The organism is Phycisphaerales bacterium, assembly GCA_029268515.1.
In the GTDB taxonomy this organism is placed as follows: domain Bacteria; phylum Planctomycetota; class Phycisphaerae; order Phycisphaerales; family SM1A02; genus JAQWNP01.
Map to the genome: position 1 here is coordinate 515,946 of JAQWNP010000006.1, position 17,296 is coordinate 533,241.

The 17,296-nt window shown below is 46.2% G+C and carries 14 protein-coding genes and 1 tRNA gene; 9 read left to right on the forward strand and 6 right to left on the reverse strand.

The annotated features are described in order from the left end of the window. Positions 1-5: 5 nt before the first annotated feature. Together P8J86_05065 and P8J86_05070 are read right to left on the reverse strand one after the other, a co-directional pair. On the reverse strand, positions 6-983 hold the full coding sequence (locus P8J86_05065) for an L-threonylcarbamoyladenylate synthase (protein MDG2054060.1): 978 nt from the start codon (positions 981-983) through the stop codon (positions 6-8). Then, entirely contained in the window at positions 952-2,772 is a 1,821-nt protein-coding gene (locus tag P8J86_05070; GenBank protein ID MDG2054061.1) for a TolC family protein, read from the reverse strand. Before P8J86_05070 ends, P8J86_05065 begins: the two co-directional genes overlap by 32 nt. 366 nt (positions 2,773-3,138) lie before the next feature. Here P8J86_05070 and P8J86_05075 point away from each other — a divergent pair, with 366 nt between their 5' ends. From P8J86_05075 to P8J86_05090, 4 genes are all read left to right on the forward strand, one after another. Further along, on the forward strand, positions 3,139-4,539 hold the full coding sequence (locus P8J86_05075) for a hypothetical protein (GenBank protein MDG2054062.1): 1,401 nt from the start codon (positions 3,139-3,141) through the stop codon (positions 4,537-4,539). Between the two features lie 54 nt (positions 4,540-4,593). Then, a tRNA-Ala gene (locus P8J86_05080) sits at positions 4,594-4,666 on the forward strand. 62 nt (positions 4,667-4,728) lie between these two features. Beyond that, positions 4,729-5,523, forward strand: coding sequence for a polysaccharide deacetylase family protein (locus tag P8J86_05085; GenBank protein ID MDG2054063.1), 795 nt, complete (start codon positions 4,729-4,731; stop codon positions 5,521-5,523). A gap of 56 nt (positions 5,524-5,579) precedes the next feature. Continuing rightward, the gene (locus P8J86_05090) at positions 5,580-6,470 is read left to right on the forward strand and encodes a galactosyltransferase-related protein (protein ID MDG2054064.1); all 891 of its coding nucleotides are present in this window, start codon (positions 5,580-5,582) and stop codon (positions 6,468-6,470) included. An 8-nt stretch (positions 6,471-6,478) separates the two neighbouring features. Here the strand turns inward: P8J86_05090 and P8J86_05095 are convergent, their stop codons facing one another. Together P8J86_05095 and P8J86_05100 are read right to left on the reverse strand one after the other, a co-directional pair. Next, positions 6,479-8,500, reverse strand: coding sequence for a hypothetical protein (locus P8J86_05095; GenBank protein ID MDG2054065.1), 2,022 nt, complete (start codon positions 8,498-8,500; stop codon positions 6,479-6,481). Between the two features lie 191 nt (positions 8,501-8,691). After that, positions 8,692-9,498 carry a class I SAM-dependent methyltransferase gene (locus P8J86_05100; protein ID MDG2054066.1) on the reverse strand — a complete coding sequence of 269 codons (807 nt, stop codon included), beginning with the start codon at positions 9,496-9,498 and terminating at the stop codon, positions 8,692-8,694. A 355-nt stretch (positions 9,499-9,853) separates the two neighbouring features. On the opposite strand from P8J86_05100, the gene P8J86_05105 reads away from it, so the two are divergent. Further along, entirely contained in the window at positions 9,854-10,687 is an 834-nt protein-coding gene (locus P8J86_05105) for a hypothetical protein (protein MDG2054067.1), read from the forward strand. 39 nt (positions 10,688-10,726) lie between these two features. Further along, on the forward strand, positions 10,727-11,725 hold the full coding sequence (locus tag P8J86_05110; GenBank protein ID MDG2054068.1) for a polyprenyl synthetase family protein: 999 nt from the start codon (positions 10,727-10,729) through the stop codon (positions 11,723-11,725). Positions 11,726-11,743: 18 nt separating this feature from the next. On the opposite strand, the gene P8J86_05115 is transcribed toward P8J86_05110, so the two are convergent. After that, positions 11,744-12,076: a hypothetical protein gene (locus P8J86_05115; GenBank protein MDG2054069.1), complete on the reverse strand. Its 333-nt coding sequence runs from the start codon at positions 12,074-12,076 to the stop codon at positions 11,744-11,746. 216 nt (positions 12,077-12,292) lie between these two features. On the opposite strand from P8J86_05115, the gene P8J86_05120 reads away from it, so the two are divergent. Both P8J86_05120 and dnaA read left to right on the forward strand, forming a co-directional pair. Beyond that, entirely contained in the window at positions 12,293-13,201 is a 909-nt protein-coding gene (locus P8J86_05120; protein ID MDG2054070.1) for an MBL fold metallo-hydrolase, read from the forward strand. A gap of 187 nt (positions 13,202-13,388) precedes the next feature. Next, entirely contained in the window at positions 13,389-14,777 is a 1,389-nt protein-coding gene (gene dnaA / locus P8J86_05125; protein ID MDG2054071.1) for a chromosomal replication initiator protein DnaA, read from the forward strand. Between the two features lie 385 nt (positions 14,778-15,162). Here dnaA and mutM read toward each other — a convergent pair whose 3' ends face one another. Next, positions 15,163-16,056, reverse strand: a complete 894-nt coding sequence (gene mutM, locus P8J86_05130) for a bifunctional DNA-formamidopyrimidine glycosylase/DNA-(apurinic or apyrimidinic site) lyase (protein MDG2054072.1) — start codon at positions 16,054-16,056, stop codon at positions 15,163-15,165. A gap of 114 nt (positions 16,057-16,170) precedes the next feature. Between mutM and P8J86_05135 the strand changes: the two genes are divergently transcribed. Then, positions 16,171-17,253, forward strand: a complete 1,083-nt coding sequence (locus P8J86_05135) for a MoxR family ATPase (GenBank protein MDG2054073.1) — start codon at positions 16,171-16,173, stop codon at positions 17,251-17,253. The last annotated feature ends 43 nt before the right edge of the window (positions 17,254-17,296 follow it).

Consider the following 17,296-nt stretch of genomic DNA (forward strand, 5'->3'; position numbering starts at 1 on the left):
TCTGTTTAGTCTGAAGCTCGTGACAGCCGATCATGGATTGCATCCCATTGTTCGCCTGTCGGTGGCGCCACGACCACAATTCCATCACTTGCTTCGCCAAGTCTTAGTTGCTCGTAAAGTACTTTTCCATATTCAGCCGGCAAGGTTGGCATCACCACTTCTAGATGCGGCGAAGGAACACTGTTTTTACGAAACACCAAAACGCTCATACGATCATTCGTTTGACTGAGCGCCTCATCAAGATGGTCTGCATGCACGATGCGAAGTGGAACGCAAGGTGCATAGTGTTTTGCACTTGTGCCAGGACTGGCATTTTGTGTAATGGCATGGCTTACACAAACACGACCCACCACCATCTCTATATCTGATGCAAGAATAGACCCTTGCCGAAGAATATTAATTGGCTCCCCTATTGGGCCTGAAACATCAACCACAGTTGATTCGATACCAACATCGGTTGCCCCGCCATCCAGTATTAACAGTGATGCCTCTGAAAAATCATCGGCGACATGTTGAGCTGTTGTTGCCGAAATATGTCCAGATCGATTTGCCGAGGGCGCTGCCAGCGGCTCGCCCACTGCTGATAACAATGCTTGTGCTACCGGATGAGAGGGTGCTCGCAGAGCAACGGTGTCTCTACCTCCTGTTACAAGAGGCGGCACGCGCCGATCACGTTTTGTCACGATGGTGAGTGGACCTGGCCAGAATCGCGCCGCCAGTGCCTCGCACCGCGCATCCCAACCCGCTGCAATATTGGGCGCCTCTCGGCTTGATGCCACATGCACAATCATTGGGTTTGATGAGGGCCGCCCTTTGATAGCAAAAATGTTCGCTACCGCTGTCTCATTAAACGCGCACGCACCAAGCCCATAAACAGTCTCTGTCGGAAATGCGACAAGCCCACCCTCCTTGAGCTGATGGGCTGCTTTTGTGACTGCCTCGCTTGTTGGCTTATTGACGATTGAGGCCAATGGTCTTGCCACCCGTGATAATCTCGGGGGATGCTTGCTCAATAGCAATACGGTTCATCGACAGTGTGATACCCATTGCCTGATAGAGTTGAGCGAGTGATTGGTAAAAACCAGTTAGTGCTTGGTATTCCTGGGCCTGAGCACTAGCTAACGCACTTTGCTTTTGATACTTCAGATTTAGAAATGTTGGAGTCAAAGATTCTAGTGTTTGCTGCAAGACATCCAATGCGCGGAGGCTTTCAGCAGCGGCGATACGAAGCTCTCTTGTGGCACCAATCAACTGGTATGAAGCCACTACATTTCTCAACTGCGTCTTAACCTCAAGGGCCGCTTGAAGAATGGTGTTTTTATAGGCGAGAATTGAACTAGCGCGGTTGAGTCGTGATTGATAGTACTCGGCCTCGGCAGCTCGGTTACCTATTGGTTGCTGATACGCCAAACCAATAATGAAGTTAATACCGTTGCCACTAGAGACTGTCTCATAAGCATCACTGACATCTTTGCCAAGCCCATAAAAGACCATCTGGTAGTTGAGATCCAGTTCTGGCAGCACATTATTCTTGGCAACGAGCTCTTGGGCCGCTCGAGAGTCAATCGATAGGAGTGACTGGCGGATATCCGGGCGGTTTGCGACCGCTAAGAACAGTGCATCTTGAAGGCTGTACTCGATAGGTGATGGGTTGAGATCCTCTAATGGAAAAAGAAGCGTATCTGATTGGATTGGATACTCAGGATTATTGATAAGTACTTTTAGTGCATCTGACTTTTGCCGAAGTTCATTGCGGATGCTAATCATGCTGGTGCGACGATCTTGTAATGTTGCCACACCATCGGCGTAAGATGCATCATCGACATCAAAGCCTCTCCGTCGCTCTAGAATGTCTTTTACCTCAACGCCGACGTCAATCAACCATTGTTGAATTGAAAGGTTTTGCCAGGAATTCACAAGATCCCAATAAGCAAGCTCAGTCTGAACGATTGTTGATTGCAGGCCACTACGCAGATCCTCTACAGATGATCTTTGTATATTCCGTGCGATCCGAATCTGGGCGGTATTGACCTTTTCTCCAAACCCTTGAAGCAATGGTTGGTCCCACGCAAAGTTAATGGTGGAAAAATAGGCTGGGTTTGGACTTAACACTTCGTCTGCAGGCAAATTCCTGTTATCCGATTCCCATAAACTATTGCTTACTTGAAGTGACCCACCTGTAATGAGTTGTTTACTGAGCCCAACTTGTGCCTCGTATTGACGAGTTCGGAGCATATTGTCGTCGTATTCAAAATCTTGACTTGGGTTCCCGCCGCCACCTCCTGGATTAGGGAACAAAATAACCTGCTGGGGTTGATTGACGATGCTTGCTTGTCCGGACGCCAGAAAGACGACGTCGAAAGCCGCTTCCGCAACAATGACATCTTGCTGATTGATGGCTGGTTGCAACTGGGCGATTTTGAGATCTAGGTTATGTCGCAACGCAGACTCAATTACTGAGTCCAAATTAATAACAATTTGTTGCTGAGCTTCGCCCATCAGATTGGGGCCAACTGCGGTTTGTGTGATTGGGCCAGCTTTTCTGGGTCCCATCTCTGATAGCACGGCCATTCGATTCTTCAGTGCGTCGGCAATCTCAGTAGGTGGCTGTGTGGTGATCACAAGACCGTCTTGAGGATTAACGCTCAGCAACTCTTGGCTAATCGCGTCACTGACAGATCGCTGAAGGATCCCCGCTGCTCCATAATCCGCAAAAGGAGAATTACAGCCAGGGAGACTGACGTTCACAGCAACACAAATCGTGGTGCCCAAGAATAGCCGCCAGGTCCGCTTCAAACGGGAATGTATAAATAGGTGCCTCACAACCTCCCAGACTATCAGCCCAGCCCATTGAGGCCAAACATGGGGGCCATAGTTGATGCTCAGCGCCTCGTTCGATAGGCTGCAGGTGGTCAGCACTGGACGCTGACTGAAATGGTTGGCATTCTTGTGCTGATCAGACACACTAAGGACGCAGTAGCTGCTTGTGAGGCATGAGTTCTAAGAGAATCGACTGGTTTGGAAGACTGCTGGGCAACATTGCCGATACCTCTAGAGAGGTAGTCATCAGCAGCTTCTAGAGCCTGGCCTTGGATTTGAGCCAAACCCTGCAAAAGACACGACACGGAGGTCGTCACCATGAAAAAACGCACCCAACGAGTTCACCACACCTTTGTCGCAGCTCTCATGACGAGCCTTGCTTGTGGGCTGGCCATCAGTAGCCCTGCTGCGAGCCAAACTACTTCTGCTTCTGCGGACGGATCTCCCTATGTCGCCGTGATATCGACAGATGGGGCCTACTTGCGAAGCGGTGCCGCTAAGACCTACTACCCGATGGTTCAATTCCAGAGAGGCGATCTTGTAGAGGTGGTTGGTGAGAAAAATCGATGGGGCCGCATCCGGGTTGATGGCCCAGCTCTTTCTCAAGCACAGGGATTTATTATTTATCCAACGACCGAGTCTGGGCACCTTCGTGTTGCTAGCGATGGCAGCTCGGCTGTTACGCTTGGTCAACTTCCTGTTTATGCCCGTAATCTAAACACAAACGATCCATCACTCTGTTGGAAACGAATCTGCAATATTGCTCCAAATCAGACTATTGAAATTATTGAAACAACCACAGTTGATGGTGGTGGTGGTGCACCGGACCAAGTAGCCCACCGCATTCGACTACCAAAACAAGCTGAAGCATGGGTCAGTATGGCTTTCATTAGTCCAGCGAATGAGGCTGAGGTTGCCATCTGGCGCGCAAGCCTCACTGCTCCATCCCCCCCAGCTAAAGCCAACATCAATCCAGAAAAGCAACGTGTAGCTGAGTCCACTAAATCGAAAGAGAAGCAGTACACCCCCACTCATTCCGCACTATCAACTCAAGCATCGAATCCACGAGCCACTAAGCCTGAAACACCAGGTTCAGAGGTGATCGCCGCCCCAGCGGTTGCAAACTTGCCAACACCAACACCAGTCGTTGAGATGGCACCTGTTGTCATACCTGCACCAAAGGCAACCCCTGCAGCCAAAGAGCTTGCTTCACTCGAAGACCGCTATAGAAAACTACGCAACAATCCCACTGCTACAAAAGAGCTTGTGCCCCTGAGAAACCTATATGGTCAGTTTGTGACTGAGTATCCAGATTCTCCCGAAGCTCAGTATGCCGCCCTCAGAATCGAGCAATTGGGTATCTGGAGCGACCTCCAACAAAGACAATTAGCCATCACTGCGCTTCGAAGCTCGGCAAATACCGCCGCTGAGCATAATTCGTCTATTCGTCTAGCCTTGGCTAATGGTGGAGATTACGTGGCTGTTGGACGGCTCGAGGTCTCAACGATCTTCGATGGCGATCAATTACCGCAGCTTTACCGCCTTCAAGACCCTGGAACTGGCCGAACACTGGCTTATATCGTCCCAAATGACGATGTGGGCCTGATCATGATGCTGGGCCAGCTCATCGGTATCAATGGCAGTAAAACGTATGATTCTGGCCTCAGGCTCGAGATCATAGAACCCATGCGAATCGATGTTTTGGCTCCACAACAGTAGTCGATACGATCCCACCACAATGCACGATCCGCCCGCTATATTAGTGGACTGTCTGGGGCGTTAGCTCAATTGGGAGAGCGCCGCCTTTGCAAGGCGGAGGTTATCGGTTCGAGCCCGATACGCTCCATTAACCCAGACAGCTGCGATTCAATGTGTAATCCCTGTCGTTGTCAGGAACACTTGTCAGCGATGTTTGATCCCATACTCTTATTCACATTGATTCTACTTCTGGGGCTCATTATCCCTTTGGGCCCGCCACCCATTGGCAAGGCGCTCCCTGTTTTAATGTATCACCAGGTGCGGCCAGAGCCCTCTAGTGATCTTGCTGTCTCACCTGCAACATTCGAACACCAATTAGAACAGCTGCGCCAAAAAGGTTATGAGGGAATCTCTTTCAATGATCTTGCTGAGCATATTGATCGAAAGAAGCCACTACCGCGCCGCCCTGTCATCCTCACCTTTGATGATGGCTATGCAGATCTCGAGACACACGCACTACCCTTATTAAAGTCATACAACATGCCAAGCACCGTCTTTTTGCCGGTTGCGATGATTGGCGCTCAAAATTCTTGGGATGGTGGCACTGACCAGTTGTTGGACTACGACGCCTTATTTAGGCTTGCGGAACATCGTGTTGAATATGGCCTACATACGCTTAGGCACACCAATCTGCGCCACGTGAGTGATCAAGAGTTGTTTGACGACCTCACTGGATGTGTTCAAGAGCTCAATGAAAACCAATTGCCCCATCTACCAATACTCGCATATCCATATGGCGCATTTCACCGTCACGATGCTGCGAAGCGTCGAGCAATGCGACGTGTGCTTGAAAACGCTGGAATTAAGTTCGCTGTTCGAATTGGGTCACGGATTAACCGCATCCCACTACTAAAACCTTTTGAGGTAACACGCATTAATGTCAACAATACTGATGTTGACTGGCGTTTTGCCTTGAAACTTCGTCGCGGGCGACTTCGCTTGTGATCACAAGGGGCCCTTGAGCATTTGGGCATTTGTTGCCGCAGCTTATCAGTTTCAATATGACCCACTCTTCGAGTTCATCCTCTTTAGTGCCCCGTTTTCATGCCATTGTCACTACGCACACAGATCAACATTTGGCGAACACGCTTCTGGCATTAATTAAGCAGTCACCAACACCAGCATCAATTACCGTCACTGTTGATGGAGAGCATGTCACTGTGCAAGATGTTGTTGCAGCTGTTGCAAAAAAAACTGGTTACCCTCTCAATTGTGTCACCCGCCGGCATATGGGAGAACCCCGTCGTGCTCAAACAAGAAACAATGGTGTGCGGGCACTACTTGAACAGGGTGTTGACCAAAGTGATTGGCTACTCTTTATTGATGGAGATTGCCTCGCCGCGCCCAATCTAATTACAGCCCACACAAAAAGCACCAAAAACGCAAAATTCTCTATTGGTTATTTTATAAATCTCACAGAACAACAAACAGCTCAGCTCACTGAAGATTCTATTACAAGTGACCGCCTCACTGGGTTGTGCTTGCCCCATAATGATTCTTTAGAGGCGCGAAAAAAACGCTACCAAAAACAATTGTTTCTTCGTCGATTCGGTTTAACAAAGAAACACAAACCCAAAGCGGTCACCGGAAATATCGCGATTGAACTTACAGCATTCACTGCCATTAATGGTTTTGATGAGGCCTACACTGCTTGGGGGTTTGAAGATGATGATTTCTCAAGGCGGCTTTATAAGAAGCACTATCGACCAGCTATTGTGGTTGATAGTGCAATGGTGCTTCACCAGTGGCACAAAAGCTTGCGAGAATCAGATTGGCTCAAAAACCAATCTGCAAAGCGTTTTCGCAAAGGGCGACGGCGACCAGCCCATTGTCAGATGGGACTAATAACACCAGCGCCTCAGCCGGAGCCTATTTGCCGGTGTTTCTCTTAGTGATCACACTATTTGTTATTGAGAATATTCAGATAAGCGGCGCCCGTTTTATTGTTACGGAGATACCGATAAGCGCCAGTCATTAAGGCAGCATCACCATATGGGGTTTTTGTTGTCATCCCCAAGGATGAACCGAGCTGATCTTTCTTGTGACGGCCATAGATGTTCTTTAACAAAAAGCCGCTTCGCCCCAAGTAAACAGATACAAGGCCCTGTTTGTTATAGGTGTTACTGGCCCCTGGTGTTGAGCTTGTAATATCAGTAAATCCATCTGATTGAATATCAACCCCACCAGCAACAGACCAACCCATTTGCCCTTTGGGTTCAAGCCCCTTGGCATAGAAGAGTTGCTTATCATTAAACACCGAGTACACATACGTCCCACCACTCGAATCGTTCATGTTTGGTGCGCCAATGGCAATGTCATCAGAGCCATCGCCATTAAAATCACCAACGCCTGAAACAGAGAAGCCGAACAAGTCGTCGAGGTTGGCGCCTGAATACTTGTGGTCCTGAGTTCCAGCGACATCAAAGACATAGACTGCCCCAGCATTAGGTTTATTCCCGATCGTCTCAAAAGGAGCACTGCTAATGACAAGGGAATCTACGCTACCAGAAACCGTCTCACATGCGCTAACTGAGTAACCCATCATGGCGCCTGGAGAGATGCCTGACTTTGTAGTCAATTTAGTTGGAGTAACTGGTAATTCAGGCGCAGCAACTGTGAAATCTCCATCAAGAACATACACCACACCAGCATTCTTCCCGCTGAATGTGTCTTGGCTTGGGGCTCCAACAATTAAATCTGCTACACCATCATTGTTCACATCTTGACAATGAACACTCCAACCAAATCTTGACACATTGTCACCAGCAATATCACTGCCTTCAATACAAAAAAGGGCGTTGCCATCCTGGTCAAACCCAAAGACACCACCTCGCTTTGATGACCATCCAGGCGCTCCCAAGATAATTATGTCGCCATCTGTACTTCCGTTTGGATTACCAAAATTCTTACCATTTGCGACCGACCAACCCAATTCCGCAGTGGTGATTTGGGCGGTTGGTGGTAATAAGAGGCATGGAATGTTGAAGACGGAAATATCAAATAACTTTTGGCCGTCATAATCGTAAAACCTACCGAGCCCCTTTCTTTTTATTGGGTTTTTATAACCATCACTAAACTTTGGGCCACCCACAATCATTCGAGACCAAAATGGTGGATTCTTTGACGTTAAGAACGCAGAAGAGTTCCCCAACCAAACAACTTTTTCGGGGCCAGTCTTTTTAAATGCCGCTTCCTTTGTTGTCGTTTCGCCGCCAAGAGGCCTTGACGATTTCGACTTAATCTCAACGTTCTTGATTGATATGTTTTTCCAGGTGTTCTGCCCGACCTGTTGGCCTTCAAACCAGGTTGACACCCATTTGTTGCCATCAAGCTTATCGAGCCCGCGGTAAGTCCCAACAACATCCCCATCAACTTCCACAGTCACCTTGTCTTTGCTGGAGTCATAGAGAATCTCAACTGATTCCTTCCCACTCGAAATAGATTCTGTGGAAATAGTTTTTGGTGCGTTGCCTTTAATGTGCTCAATAACTCGCATGTAACGCTTTGAAGATTTTGGAGACCTTTGGAAAAAAGCGAGTTCAACACCGTCCTGTATTTTAAGGTCGCCTAGTTCTGCTTTCTTTGCGAAAAACACAGAGACACCAGCGATCGTCTCTGGCACAGCGGGATCTCGTGTGAGGTTGCTGGCTTTGAGTTCCAAATCAAATGTGATTTTTATGTCGTCTGAGAGTGCATACTCTTTTTGATTGTCAGCAAAAGTGGATCTTCCAGTCGAACCATTCCCCTCAAAAGAGAGTTTGCTTCCGGAGGATGAAGTGGAAATACCACCTTCCTGAAATTGGGCAAAATGACTGTAATTCTTCCACCCACTAATTTCTCGGTCAGCAAATACGGGGTTGGTCCAACATACTGCTGCTGAGATGATGGCCAATTTAATGAGTGTGTTTGCCTGAAGTGACATGACGGTGGTCTCCTGGATGCGCCGTCGGCTTCCCCTAAAATATGAGGGGGCCTGTGTTTGAGAATTATTCCAAGTAGGCATACTACTAGCTCAAACCGAACCAGGCCATCAGAACTAGTGAATCCGCCCTGCCACAAAGCACTTAATGAGCTTAGGCCCCTATTAGATCGTCATTGAAATGTCACTGGAGTCTAGGATCCGCATTTTGGCTCTGATGGGGGATAGATGTCATAGCTCACAAGTTTTGTTTTGAGCCGCGATGACACTGTTGTGCTGAGTGGCTCAGCAGATTGGGGTCGCTTAACGACGACCCGTTTTAGAGCAAAACGACGGGCTATGGCCAAGAGTTCTGGAAGGTCATCATCCTCACCAACGAGCCGTCGAGCTAATCGCATTGGTTTTTTTGCAAGCGCTGCCTTACTACGCTTCAGTGGAAACATGCCATCGATATAAACCACATCAGGGCGATCGACCAATTTTGACAACCCCTCTTTCGCGTCAGCCATAACCAAATCTAATTGTGAAAGTGGTTCTGTTAACGCCTCAACAAGCTTGCCTCGTTGAAGGCCGTCAAAAAGTATCGCCGCTATGACTGGGTTTCGTTCGAAGGCTGTTACTTGAAATCCCATACAGGCCAATAAAACCGCGTCTTGCCCAAATCCCGCGGTTGCATCTACGACGTGTCGAGCGTGTGTGCCAATAGCTTTATGCAATGGTTGTTGGCGACCCAAATTTCCACTACCAGTGCGTGTGTCGATATGGCTAAAGTCTGCAAATGTGCCACGTCCATGTGGGGTTTCATGGTCCCACAACTCAACACGATGGTCGGTCACAACGACACGGACTTCGTTTTCCTGCACAACTGCATCAACAGAAGAAACAATCTCTACATCCGGTAGATGAGACTTTGCCCATGCTTGGCGCTGGGCACTTTGGGAGTCTATTGCGAGGGTGACCCTGGTCTTTGTGGTCGGTTTTTTTGGTTGGGAACTCGACATTTCTGAGTATCCAAAACGAAACAACAACGATCCATCATCCAATACAATTATCGCCCGAGTGTTACTGCTAAAAGAGGTTATCAGGTGATACTCGATTGGTTCAATAAAGAAGGCCTCACCTTCGCCTTCCCAACATTAACCCTTGAGATTGATAGCCAAGAGCCGGTTCAGATTAGTAACTCATTGCCTGCCATAGATTCATGGGAAATATGACAAGGCTTACTCCTGACCATCTTTGCATACTGCGCGGGTACAGGTTTTATGATGATCCCATACACTGTCTAGATCTTAGTTTCGATTCACTCTAAAAAGAACGCTCAATAGTAGCCCCAAGATAATTAACGGCAGCGAAGATATGACCACTAAAAAGGCGCGGCGGAAAAAAAATAACGGTTGGCGTAATGCCAGTAACAGTGATCATCATGAGCTCTATGAGCTTTCTGTACAGGATGCAGATTCTGAGTGTGCGATTATTGACCAGGTGTGGAATGAACGACGCCAACGAACAGCCACCTCTATTCGTGAAGACTTTTGTGGAACGGCCTTGACAGCTTCTGCTTGGGTTAAGTTGCGCAAAAACAACACTGCGACCTGTGTTGATAATGATGCTGGTGTGTTGAATTGGGCTGAGAATCGAGTCAAAGAACGTCTTGATGAGAGTGAGGCTGAACGAATATCGTTTGTTAAGGCTGATGTAATAACTGCTAACACTGAGCTTGTTGAGAGTGTGTTAGCGATGAATTTTAGTTATTACCTTTTTAAGAAACGATCACAATTAGTTGAGTATTTTCAATCTGTCCATAAAGCCCTCACGGATGATGGGTTATTCCTTTTGGATGCATATGGAGGAAGTGATTCTTTTTTAGAAATGGAAGAGGATCGTGACCTAGATGGCTTTACATATATCTGGGACCAACACTCCTATAGCCCTGTCACAGGGAATGTCACCAATCATATTCATTTTGTGTTTCCTGATGGATCTCGTTTAGATAAAGCGTTTACTTACAATTGGCGATTATGGACACTTCCTGAAATCCAAGAATTGCTTTTAGAAGCTGGCTTTTCTAACGTTGTTGTGTATTGGGAGGGTTCCGATGATGATGAAGAAGAAGGTAATGGTGAATGGGCCATCACAACTGACGGGGAAGCTTGTGAGGGTTGGATTGCCTATCTTGTTGCTGAGAAATAGAACTTTTTTTGATTTGATTAACTTCGTAAAAACAAAAGTATGTTTGAACTTCTAAACCAACGTCCACAACTCGCTGCGACCCTGCGTCAAGAACTTGATGGTGTCATCGAAATTTTTGAGCAGCAGTTAGCTAGTGAAATACCTGCAGTGAGTGAGTTGTGTGTCCATATCAATCGATACAGAGGCAAAATGCTCCGGCCGACATTATTGTTGGTCTCTAGTCTGGGTTGCTATGGATCAACTGGAAATACTGCGAAAAAAATATCTAAAAAACATCGCATTGTTGCCGCAGTCACTGAAATGATTCATATGGCCACACTTGTCCATGATGATGTTTTAGACCTTGCTCAAATGCGCCGCAATGGACCAACAATTAATGATTTAAATGGCAATCAAACCGCTGTTATGTTTGGTGACTATCTCATTTCTAACGCGTTTCACCTGTGTTCGCACGCTGGCGATCCTGATATTAATCTGCGTTTAGGTGAGGTCACTAATACGTTGTGTGAGGGTGAGATCATACAACTAAGCCATCGTGATGATATGACACTGAGTGAAGAGACCTATTTTCAAATCATCTCAAAGAAGACGGCTTCATTGATAGGTGCGTGTTGTGAGTTAGGTGCGATTCTCGCAAATGCTGATGAAAATGTTGTGAAAGCAATGAGGGAATTTGGTTGCTCTTTAGGAATCGCGTTCCAAATAAAAGATGATTTGTTAGATTTTATGGGTGAACAAGAATTATTAGGGAAAAAGCCTGGCAAGGATATTGATGCTGGTGAATTCACACTCCCTTTGATTGACTATTTTAGTCACGCATCAGAATCCAAAAACAAACAAATGCTCGAGCACCTTAAGGTTGGTGATGCCACTGCTGTGCACTCTGAGTTATTAGTGAGTCGCTCTCTGGATCGATCAATAGAGAAGGCTGCTGCATATGTTCAACAAGCAAAAGATCAACTTGTTGTTTTAGAGGACAGTGATGCACGAGTCCTTTTGTCAGAAATTGCTGACCAAGTCATTGTGCGAACCTTTTAGTTAAATTTCAGGCTTTGATTATTCGCTTGTGAGTGCTTTTTTAGCTTGGGCAATAAGGTCTTCTACGCGCTCTGTCACACCAGAGAGTGCCCCCTCATCTGATGTAAGCTCCCCTTGGAGTTGGTCGAGCTCATCCAATAACTTCTGGCCCGCCTGTTCTATAACATCGGTTTCTTGAGCTGCTAATTTGGCGACGGATTCAAGAAGTGGGTCCAGCTCAGTCTCTGCCCAAGAACCCAACCTTTTGGACGATGACTGAAGAGAATCTAGTGCTTTGTCAATTTTTTCGGCGATGGCCTCATGCCGAGCTTGGGGTCCATTGGGAGATTGATTGTGTGGTGATTGGTCCATCAAATTCTGCTCCTCTAGCTCAATAAATGGCATGGATTGATATACCTAAGAGTATTCCGATCCTAACCCTACTTGTCTACCAAGACTTTTGATGCTTTTTGGATCCTAGGGCGATCTTTGGATTCTTTGTTCTATTGACGATCCAAAACTGGATTCTAGGATAAACGATCTTGCACCCCATCCACATGAGAGTGTGGATTCTGGAGGATTCCCATTATGTTGCCTCGTACGCCACCACGTGTTGGCCAAAACGGTTTTCTTTACGTCCCCCCTTATCGCATTCAAGGCATCAGTATTGCTGGTGAACAGACGGTCGTACAGATCCCGGAGTTGAGCCTGGCCTTTGATATTGGATTATGTCCTCGTATTGCATTGGCCTCAGATTTTGTCGCACTTTCTCATGGCCATATGGATCATGTTGCGGGCTTACCGTATTACTTCAGCCAGCGAATGTTCCAAAAAATGGTTGTTGGAACCTGTATTTGTCATGAAGACTTAGCGCCAGCTCTCCTAAATATGATGGACGCATGGGTTAATGTTGAGCAACAACATACAAAACACAAGGTTGTTGGGCTTGCTCCTGGCGATCAGTATGAAATCAAAAACAACATCATGTTGCGTGCGCTTCCAGCCGACCATACCGTCCCTGCCCTTTCGTACGCTGTTATTGAGTATCGAAGTAAGTTGCGTGAGGAATATTGTGATTTACCACAAGATCAATTACGCGACCTTAAAAAATCTGGGAAGCCAATTACCCAGGTTTTTGAAATTCCCTTGATCGCCTACAGTGGTGATACTCAATTAGGGCCTTCTTTGTACAGCCCGGAATTCACTGAGGCCAAAATTGTGATTTCCGAATGCACCTTCTTTGACCAAGATCACAGATCAAGGGCGACCAGCGGAAAACATCTTCATGCTGCCGATATTGTTGGTCTCCTCGACGTTTGGAAGGCTGAGGCTGTCATTTTGATTCATACCTCCCGCCGAATGGACCTTGAGCGATCGAGAGAAAAGTTATTGACGCTTATTGGTCCTGAACAGGCGAGTCGTGTCCATTTTTTGATGGATCATCGCCGTAATCGTGCTCGTTATGAGTGCCAACAGGCCGCGTTGGATTCAAAATAGGCCCCTCACGGGGACCATGATTCAATTTGACGATTTTTGGTTCGCGTCTTACATTCATGGATCGGTTGTTGTTGGCATTCAGTAGTTGTGTTGTAAATACAATATTGTTTGTTCTTGAGTTCACGGAAATCAGCAACACAACCGTGTCTCGACTCAGCTTTACTGCTGTTCCGGAGAGGGAATTTGGATGGGCCAACAAACCTCACAAATCAAAGAAGAGTTATTCGCTTTTCTTCGAACACAACACCCCAATGTCTGTCGACATTGGTTTGATGAAATTGAACCATTAGAGGTTTCAAATGGAACTTTGAAACTTTTAGTACGGGAGACTGTTCAACTTAAATACCTACGAAGGTGTTGTGTTGATCAATTCACTGAAGCAGCACAAAGTGTTACAGGGCGATTGTTGGTTGTCAGTTTTGTTGGTGAAGATGATGTTGATAATAGTGTTAATGAAACACTGTTTGAAAATTTACCACCAGTTGTACCCAACGAACCATTTTCACCACTAACTATCGACAATGAAATGTTGATTAGCCCAGACTACTCCTTTGATAATTTTGTCATTGGACCCGGTAATCGTTTAGCCCATGCTGCTGCATACGCTGTCGCACAAAAACCAGGAAAGGCTTATAACCCCCTGTTTATTCATGGTGGTGTTGGTCTTGGAAAAACACATCTTCTCCAAGCTATTTGTCAGTTGGCGATGGCACACCGTCCTGACTTACAAATCTACTACATTTCATGTGATGGTTTTATGACACACTTTTTGGAGGCGGTCCAAGCTGGACAAATGATGGATTTCCGTCACCGTTTCCGGAATGTTGATTTGTTGGTTATTGACGATATCCATGACCTTTCAAAGCGAAATAGGACACAAGAGGAATTCTTTCACACATTCAATAGCCTCTACCAAAGCGGTAGGCAGATTGTTTTGTCCTCAGACGCAGCCCCAGATGAGATTCCAGACCTAGAAGAACGACTTATTAGCCGTTTTAGTTGTGGTTTGGTGGCTCAAATTGAACGACCTTGTTACGAGACTCGTGTTGCTATTGTGAAACAAAAAGCTTTTGTGCAACAGATTGATCTTCCAGATGATGTATCGAGTTATATAGCAGCGAAAATAGATACAAATATTCGCGAGCTTGAGGGTGCGTTGATAAAGGTGCATGGATTAGCGCATGTTAATGCTGTTCCTATATCACTAGCTCTTGCTAAAGAAGCTATTGGTGATCGATCGAATCGATCTCGATCTCAACACCCAAGTATTCAAAGTATTATTGATGCTATTACTTCATATTATGATGTGAAGTTGACTGACCTTCTATCTAAGAGAAGGCAAAAGTCTATTGCTTTGCCACGTCAGATTGGTATGTGGTTAGCGCGCAAACATACCCGTTATAGCCTTGAAGAAATTGGGGGTTATTTTGGAGGCCGTGATCACACAACAGTGATGCACGCTATTCGCGCTATCAATACAAAGCGAAAAGGTGACTCTTCTTTAGATCAAGATCTAAGTCACCTTGAAGAACAACTGAGTTCACAATCTACAAACAGCTCAACAGAAACCACCTAACCCCAACCAAACTAGTCCACTCACCGTAAAATCCCATGCGATTGGGATCTTTTGTGGTTGTTGGTTGTTGTGACAATGACCCACATTTTGTCCACAGGGCACCCCGAATTTCACTGTCTGTGATTGTGTTTGTGGGTCGTGTGTAGCCTGTCTAAACCTGTATTTATTTTTTGTGTGTGGGTTGTGGCGCCCTTTTGGCCAACCTGTCTGCTTTTTCAAATCGGGTTATTGAGTCGACAAATCACTATTTGGATTGTCAGGGTAATTGACATTTTATTCACACCCAACAACATATATAAACTGTTTTATATAAACGGTTTATGGTTGTTTATTTTGGTTTTCCACATTTAGACAGGTATATTTAACGAGAGATGATGAGAAATACTTAAGGGGTTTTGTGGTTCAAAATGCCTTCTTTTGAGGCTCTTGAAACTTGTTGGCACTTCGAACAAAATACGGTTGTTCGTTGTGCAACAAGAATCTTCCGGAGTTTACGACCACATGATTCACACGGCTCCCCACCCCGACCGTAGACCAGATGGTGATGCTGAAATTGGCCTGCCTGGTCGAGAGGATCACGGTAAGACGAAATGGTAGATCCACCAGACAAAAGGGCAGATTCCAGTGTGGAGCGAATACAGTCTGCTAAACGGGCTACGCGACCAAGACGGAGTTGGTTTGATGGAGTTAATGGGTGAATACGAGCAGCAAACAACGCTTCATCGGCATAAATGTTTCCAACACCCGCTAACACACGCTGATCCAAGATCGCTACTTTGATACTCCGGCGTGTTCGCTTGAGGGCGAGAGCCAAATCATCTTTGGTCAGCGTCAACGCATCTGGTCCTAATTGGTGGTTTATCCGCTGGTTCATTGCCTCTTTTGATCCAAGTGGACGAAGCCCCCCAAATCTTCTTGGATCACGAAAACATAAAAACACTTCACCCCGACGTCCTTTGAGTTTCCAGACACAGTGAATGTGGGAGTCAACGGGGATGTCTTGAGATCGTCTAAACAACATAAATTGTCCAGTCATACCCAAATGCACACATAACACCTGGCCGGATCGTGCCTCAAAAAACAAGTTCTTTCCATGCCTACTCAAGGTATGGATGTGATCACCTTCTAAAAGCTTTTTTTTAAGTGCCTTTGTAGTGATCCGAGCTTGAGGCTGGATGACCACATCCTTCCGCGAAATAGACACAGAAATCACCTGTGTCTTTGCAAGATCGGGTGCAAGTGTGCGTCGGACACATTCAACTTCAGGAAGCTCAGGCATCTATTTATCGTCCCACCATTTAGGCATGAACATTACTTATAACCCCATCCCATCACGATACACGGGAGTATACTCATCAAGGAAATCGAACCCATGTGAAAGGGAGTTCACCTGATGCTAGAAGCTGACCAAAATAAAGATCAAAACCTACAAGCCAGTGCTGAAAAGATGGCCCAGAAAGTCAAGGATGCACACCATCAAATCTCCTCTGAAATAGGCAAGGTCATTATTGGGCAACACCAAGTGATTGATGAGTTGCTGATATCACTATTTTGTGGTGGACACGCTCTTGTGGTTGGTGTTCCTGGTCTCGGAAAAACACTACTCGTATCCACTATTAGCCAAACCCTAACACTTGATTTTTCTCGTATTCAATTTACCCCAGACTTAATGCCATCAGACCTTACTGGCACTGAGGTAATCGAGGAAGATAAAACCACAGGTATGCGATCTCTTCGGTTTGTTAAAGGGCCGATTTTCTCAAACGTCATTTTGGCAGATGAGATAAACCGAACACCACCCAAAACTCAAGCAGCGCTTTTAGAGGCAATGCAAGAGAGACAAGTCACGACAGGTGGAGTGCGGCATGCGCTACCAAACCCATTTTTTGTATTAGCGACACAAAACCCGATTGAGCAAGAAGGAACCTACCCACTTCCCGAAGCCCAGTTAGATCGGTTTATGTTCAATATTAAAATTTCATATCCAAACGAGAATGAAGAGTTAGCAATTGTTCAACAAACAACAGCCCTTAAAGAAACAAGTTTAAATGCGGTGTTGGGTGCTAGTGATGTTGAGGAAGTGCAAAAACTTGTTCGACAAGTTCCAATCGCAGATCATGTTGCTCGTTATGCAGTCAGAATTGCTAGGTCTACAAGAGTTCGGGACGTCGATGACCCCCCAGCGGTCGTAAAAAACTACGTGAGCTGGGGCGCTGGTCCCCGGGCGAGCCAATTCTTGGTCCTCGCTGCAAAAACACGTGCGATTTTATCTGGTGATGCTCATGTGACGCCAGATCACATCAAATCAATTGCACCATCAGTGATGCGACACCGCGTTATTACTAATTTTAACGCTGAAGCAGATGGAATTACATCAGATGAAATCGTTGCCACTCTTTTAGATGAAATACCAGTGGAATCTTCAGTGGGTGATCTCAAGAAGAACTTGGATTCAGTTCTACCATCACACTCTTAAACAAGACGACTAAGAAATAGCTTTATGGTGCTGGTATTAGTGA

Coding starts and splice junctions, on each gene's coding strand:
- P8J86_05135 (MDG2054073.1), top strand. CDS start 16,171: ATGCTAGAAGCTGACCAAAATAAAGATCAAAACCTACAAGCCAGTGCT.
- dnaA (MDG2054071.1), top strand. CDS start 13,389: ATGGGCCAACAAACCTCACAAATCAAAGAAGAGTTATTCGCTTTTCTT.
- P8J86_05110 (MDG2054068.1), top strand. CDS start 10,727: ATGTTTGAACTTCTAAACCAACGTCCACAACTCGCTGCGACCCTGCGT.
- P8J86_05085 (MDG2054063.1), top strand. CDS start 4,729: ATGTTTGATCCCATACTCTTATTCACATTGATTCTACTTCTGGGGCTC.
- P8J86_05100 (MDG2054066.1), bottom strand. CDS start 9,498: ATGTCGAGTTCCCAACCAAAAAAACCGACCACAAAGACCAGGGTCACC.
- P8J86_05075 (MDG2054062.1), top strand. CDS start 3,139: ATGAAAAAACGCACCCAACGAGTTCACCACACCTTTGTCGCAGCTCTC.
- P8J86_05095 (MDG2054065.1), bottom strand. CDS start 8,500: ATGTCACTTCAGGCAAACACACTCATTAAATTGGCCATCATCTCAGCA.
- P8J86_05120 (MDG2054070.1), top strand. CDS start 12,293: ATGTTGCCTCGTACGCCACCACGTGTTGGCCAAAACGGTTTTCTTTAC.
- P8J86_05090 (MDG2054064.1), top strand. CDS start 5,580: ATGACCCACTCTTCGAGTTCATCCTCTTTAGTGCCCCGTTTTCATGCC.
- P8J86_05105 (MDG2054067.1), top strand. CDS start 9,854: ATGACCACTAAAAAGGCGCGGCGGAAAAAAAATAACGGTTGGCGTAAT.
- P8J86_05115 (MDG2054069.1), bottom strand. CDS start 12,076: ATGGACCAATCACCACACAATCAATCTCCCAATGGACCCCAAGCTCGG.
- mutM (MDG2054072.1), bottom strand. CDS start 16,056: ATGCCTGAGCTTCCTGAAGTTGAATGTGTCCGACGCACACTTGCACCC.